This is a genomic window from Staphylococcus sp. HMSC056G08 (assembly GCF_001812305.1).
Classification (GTDB): domain Bacteria; phylum Bacillota; class Bacilli; order Staphylococcales; family Staphylococcaceae; genus Staphylococcus; species Staphylococcus simulans.
Genome location: NZ_KV808435.1, coordinates 1 through 3180 on the forward strand (window position 1 = coordinate 1; position 3180 = coordinate 3180).

The 3180-nt window shown below is 30.7% G+C and carries 5 protein-coding genes and 2 pseudogenes; 5 read left to right on the forward strand and 2 right to left on the reverse strand.

Features of this window, described 5'->3' with window-relative positions; translation table 11 throughout:
* Positions 1-77 (reverse strand): annotated as a pseudogene (locus tag HMPREF2846_RS14885) (IS6 family transposase); the annotation flags it as partial.
* Positions 70-211, reverse strand: a pseudogene (locus HMPREF2846_RS13810) (IS6 family transposase); the annotation flags it as partial. The pseudogenes HMPREF2846_RS13810 and HMPREF2846_RS14885, both read right to left, overlap by 8 nt.
* A gap of 122 nt (positions 212-333) precedes the next feature.
* On the opposite strand from HMPREF2846_RS13810, the gene HMPREF2846_RS14125 reads away from it, so the two are divergent.
* The 5 genes from HMPREF2846_RS14125 (at position 334) to HMPREF2846_RS01555 (ending at position 3135) form a co-directional block, all read left to right on the forward strand.
* Positions 334-429 (forward strand): type I toxin-antitoxin system Fst family toxin, encoded by a 96-nt coding sequence (locus HMPREF2846_RS14125; protein ID WP_138108223.1) that lies wholly within the window; start codon positions 334-336, stop codon positions 427-429.
* A 786-nt stretch (positions 430-1215) separates the two neighbouring features.
* On the forward strand, positions 1216-1464 hold the full coding sequence (locus HMPREF2846_RS01540) for an AbrB/MazE/SpoVT family DNA-binding domain-containing protein (protein WP_070625378.1): 249 nt from the start codon (positions 1216-1218) through the stop codon (positions 1462-1464).
* A complete protein-coding gene (locus HMPREF2846_RS01545; protein ID WP_070625380.1) occupies positions 1458-1790 on the forward strand; it encodes a type II toxin-antitoxin system PemK/MazF family toxin in 333 nt (110 codons plus the stop codon). Before HMPREF2846_RS01540 ends, HMPREF2846_RS01545 begins: the two co-directional genes overlap by 7 nt.
* A 570-nt stretch (positions 1791-2360) precedes the next feature.
* Positions 2361-2672: a hypothetical protein gene (locus tag HMPREF2846_RS01550; RefSeq protein WP_070625382.1), complete on the forward strand. Its 312-nt coding sequence runs from the start codon at positions 2361-2363 to the stop codon at positions 2670-2672.
* A gap of 244 nt (positions 2673-2916) precedes the next feature.
* Positions 2917-3135: a hypothetical protein gene (locus HMPREF2846_RS01555; protein ID WP_070463563.1), complete on the forward strand. Its 219-nt coding sequence runs from the start codon at positions 2917-2919 to the stop codon at positions 3133-3135.
* Positions 3136-3180: the final 45 nt, after the last annotated feature.

Genomic DNA, 3180 nt, shown 5'->3' on the forward strand with positions numbered 1-3180 from the left:
TTGATACTTTGATATCTTGTCTTTCTTACTTTAACATGCCTGTGATCTTGCTTAATGAGGTTGCTCAGATATTTCGATATATGTCTTATCAATACGCCATTTGTAATACACTTTTTCTTCTAAATTTGATATGAAATTGGAGTATATTCTTGAACCCAACGGCTATAGTGATGATATCATTGTTAAACTGTTTATATCTAAAATAATTCATATAGAAGCCTCTTTTTGTCAAAATTACACTATAAAATCAACTTTGCAACAGAACAACAGATGGTATAATAGTGTAGTCGTCTTAACTTCCGGCGATATTTTCGACGGAAGGAGGTGCTTAATATGTATGTAATCTTCGTTCACATCATTGCACCAGTCATTAGTGGCTGTGCAGTTGCGTACTTTACTTACTGGCTTAGTAGTAAACGTAATAAATAGAAGGCGACGTTAAGCCGCATCAAAAATCCCCTCACTACCGCAAATAGTGAGGGGATTGGTGCATATATGCATATAATCTTCGTTAAGTAAATTATAACATTATAGTAGTTAGGAATGCAAAACTATAATATTTCCCCAATGTGTTTACGAAATTTGTAAAAAGAACCGTAGGTCTCTTCTGATTTATGGAGTTTCGCCGTGCCAAGATATTAACTACATGTTGGTCAATTAAGATAATATCAATTGTTAAAATGATATTCAGTTGACTTTCCTAAATTTGCAACAGAACCAAAATTTTGATGATTTACGAGTTAGAGTATTTATGGTATATTATCATACCTATTGAACTACTAGCAATTATTTCGACTAAAAAAACAATATTTGTTTAGATATTGAAGATGATATATAATGAACTTGCATATGTAAGCTCCAGTTGTTTTGGGAACTTATCCTGAAAGGTACTGGGCTTTTTTTATGTAAAAAATTGTTTCAATGATGAGTGACAATTTAAATAGATGTACCATTATGATCATTTTTATTATGGACCATATGTTTAATTTTTTGTACAAAGTGTGGCTTTCTTAAAAATTAAAGGCATTTTTGAAAATAAAAAGAGAAATTAGAGTCAAAAATAAGCTTGACCATACTACAGTAGTAAAAGAAATAATTCATAATATGTCAGATGACATCCAATAGGATGAAGATGTTGTGCTGTGATAATGATATTCGAATGTTATGACTACGTTATAACGTGTGATACGCTTATACTAAAGGGAGTGATGATACATGAGAACATTATCAAAAGTTATAAAAAATGGGAACAGCCAAGCAATCAGTTTAAATAAATCCATCTTAAATGAAGCAGGTTTAAACATTGGGGATTCTTTAAATGTAGAAATAAACGAGGGCGTAGTTAAGTTTACAAAAAGAGAAAAATCAATTATCGATGAAATTTATGACTTTTATCGTAATGGTGGTCACTATGATGAAAAAGAAATTGATTTTGGAGATGAAGTAGGTCAAGAGTTATGGTAAAACAATTTGACATTATAATGATTGATCTAGATACGACTCGAGGTGAAGAGAAGCAAAAATATGGACCATATGTAATCATAAGTAACAACTTTGTCAATCAAGGATCGCCTTTTGTTTGGACTTTACCTATAACTAATAGAACTAAGAGGTTTCCTTCAGATATAGTTGTTAAAACAAAACGTAATAGCATAACAGGTATCATTGATTTATTACAAATAAAATCTTTAGATATTAAAGCGAGAAATAATAAAGTAGTAGATGAATTAGATGAGAGTATCCAGTCTGATGTAATCAATACTATCATTGCACATTCTAAAATGATTTAAAGTCAATCTTTTGAATAAAATCGATAGAAAAAAATATAGTATAAATAAATAGAAGCGGATAGTATCGCTTCTATTTATAAGGATTGAAAGTAGGATGAATTTGTGCCCCTTACAGTTAATGTAGCGGGTGTGAATCTAAGTTGACTTGTATAATCGCAAGTCAAGATGAATCTTCACCGTTAATACATAATAAGGTAATGATATTTAATTTGGAAGTGGGTCTTAGCTATGTATAAAGTACTTATGGTAGTTTCTGCAATATTGTTTTTTAGCTGTGATTACATAAGGATATTAATAGCAACCCTGATTTTTTGGGAATATAACCAGAGTAAAGAAGATAAGTAGAAAAAAAGGCACTGAATATTTTAAAGGGCAACTCTTTACAGTAATGAAAAGTAAACAACTAAACGCGTGATAAAAATTATGATTAACAATAATATTAAATAGGTCGAAAGTACATATAGTAAATTATAAAGTTAAAAGATAATTGTAGTGTATATGACAACTTTAATACGTTAGGTAGTCTTGAGAACTGGCAGAATGATACAAAACAATGAGTGGGTGTAAAAAATGAACAGGAACTTAGAGGTCGAGGTTACTTTTACGAAGTCAATGAATGAGGGGAATGACGTAGGTTATTTGAGTTGGATTACAGGAGCAGAAATCCCCAAAAGATTTGTTATAGGTTATAGTGCAGAACAACCTGAAACAAGACGCTTTACTGCACATGTCAACCAACAAGTGTTGAATCTGGGAGACTATGTAGATGAAGAGGATATGAATCGTTTAGAAGATACATACTTTGATTTTAGAACATCTGATAAAAAGGTTGTCAGTCTTACGGTACAGTTTGCGTCTTGTTTAAGATTTATTACAGATTGAAATGCACAAGAATAATGTGATTGTATGCTGAAGAAGCAACTTTTTGTGCTTGAAACCAGTTGTGTCAATGGTTTGATAGGTATAAGCTCTCATTATAATAGTTACCTATAGTATCAAAAAAAGAAGTAACTCGTTTATAAACTAAATTTACTATATTTATTAAAACCCGAAATTAAAAAAGCGATATTTACACAATTTCAGAAGAAGAAAAAACATTACAACATTTCTAAAAAGGAGTATCAAAATGCGTAATTTTAGTGAAAAAGAAATAGAAAAATACATAAAATACTTTGATGAAAACATGATAGACATAAACGAAGTAAAAGGATTTTGCCATATATGTGGCAAGCCTCTAAAAGATTCGGAACTTCCAAAAGGAGCAGAAAAAAGAGTAGTTTGTTTAGAAGATTTAGACGTATTCATTGAGATATTCACAGAGTTAGAAGAGGAAAATGCACTATAACTGAAGTTAATTTTATTCCAATTGCTTTATTGACGTTGAGCCTCG

Bases quoted from the DNA above. Each gene is read 5' to 3' on its own strand.
- HMPREF2846_RS14125 (WP_138108223.1), top strand. From the start codon at position 334: ATGTATGTAATCTTCGTTCACATCATTGCACCAGTCATTAGTGGCTGT.
- HMPREF2846_RS01540 (WP_070625378.1), top strand. From the start codon at position 1,216: ATGAGAACATTATCAAAAGTTATAAAAAATGGGAACAGCCAAGCAATC.
- HMPREF2846_RS01545 (WP_070625380.1), top strand. From the start codon at position 1,458: ATGGTAAAACAATTTGACATTATAATGATTGATCTAGATACGACTCGA.
- HMPREF2846_RS01550 (WP_070625382.1), top strand. From the start codon at position 2,361: ATGAACAGGAACTTAGAGGTCGAGGTTACTTTTACGAAGTCAATGAAT.
- HMPREF2846_RS01555 (WP_070463563.1), top strand. From the start codon at position 2,917: ATGCGTAATTTTAGTGAAAAAGAAATAGAAAAATACATAAAATACTTT.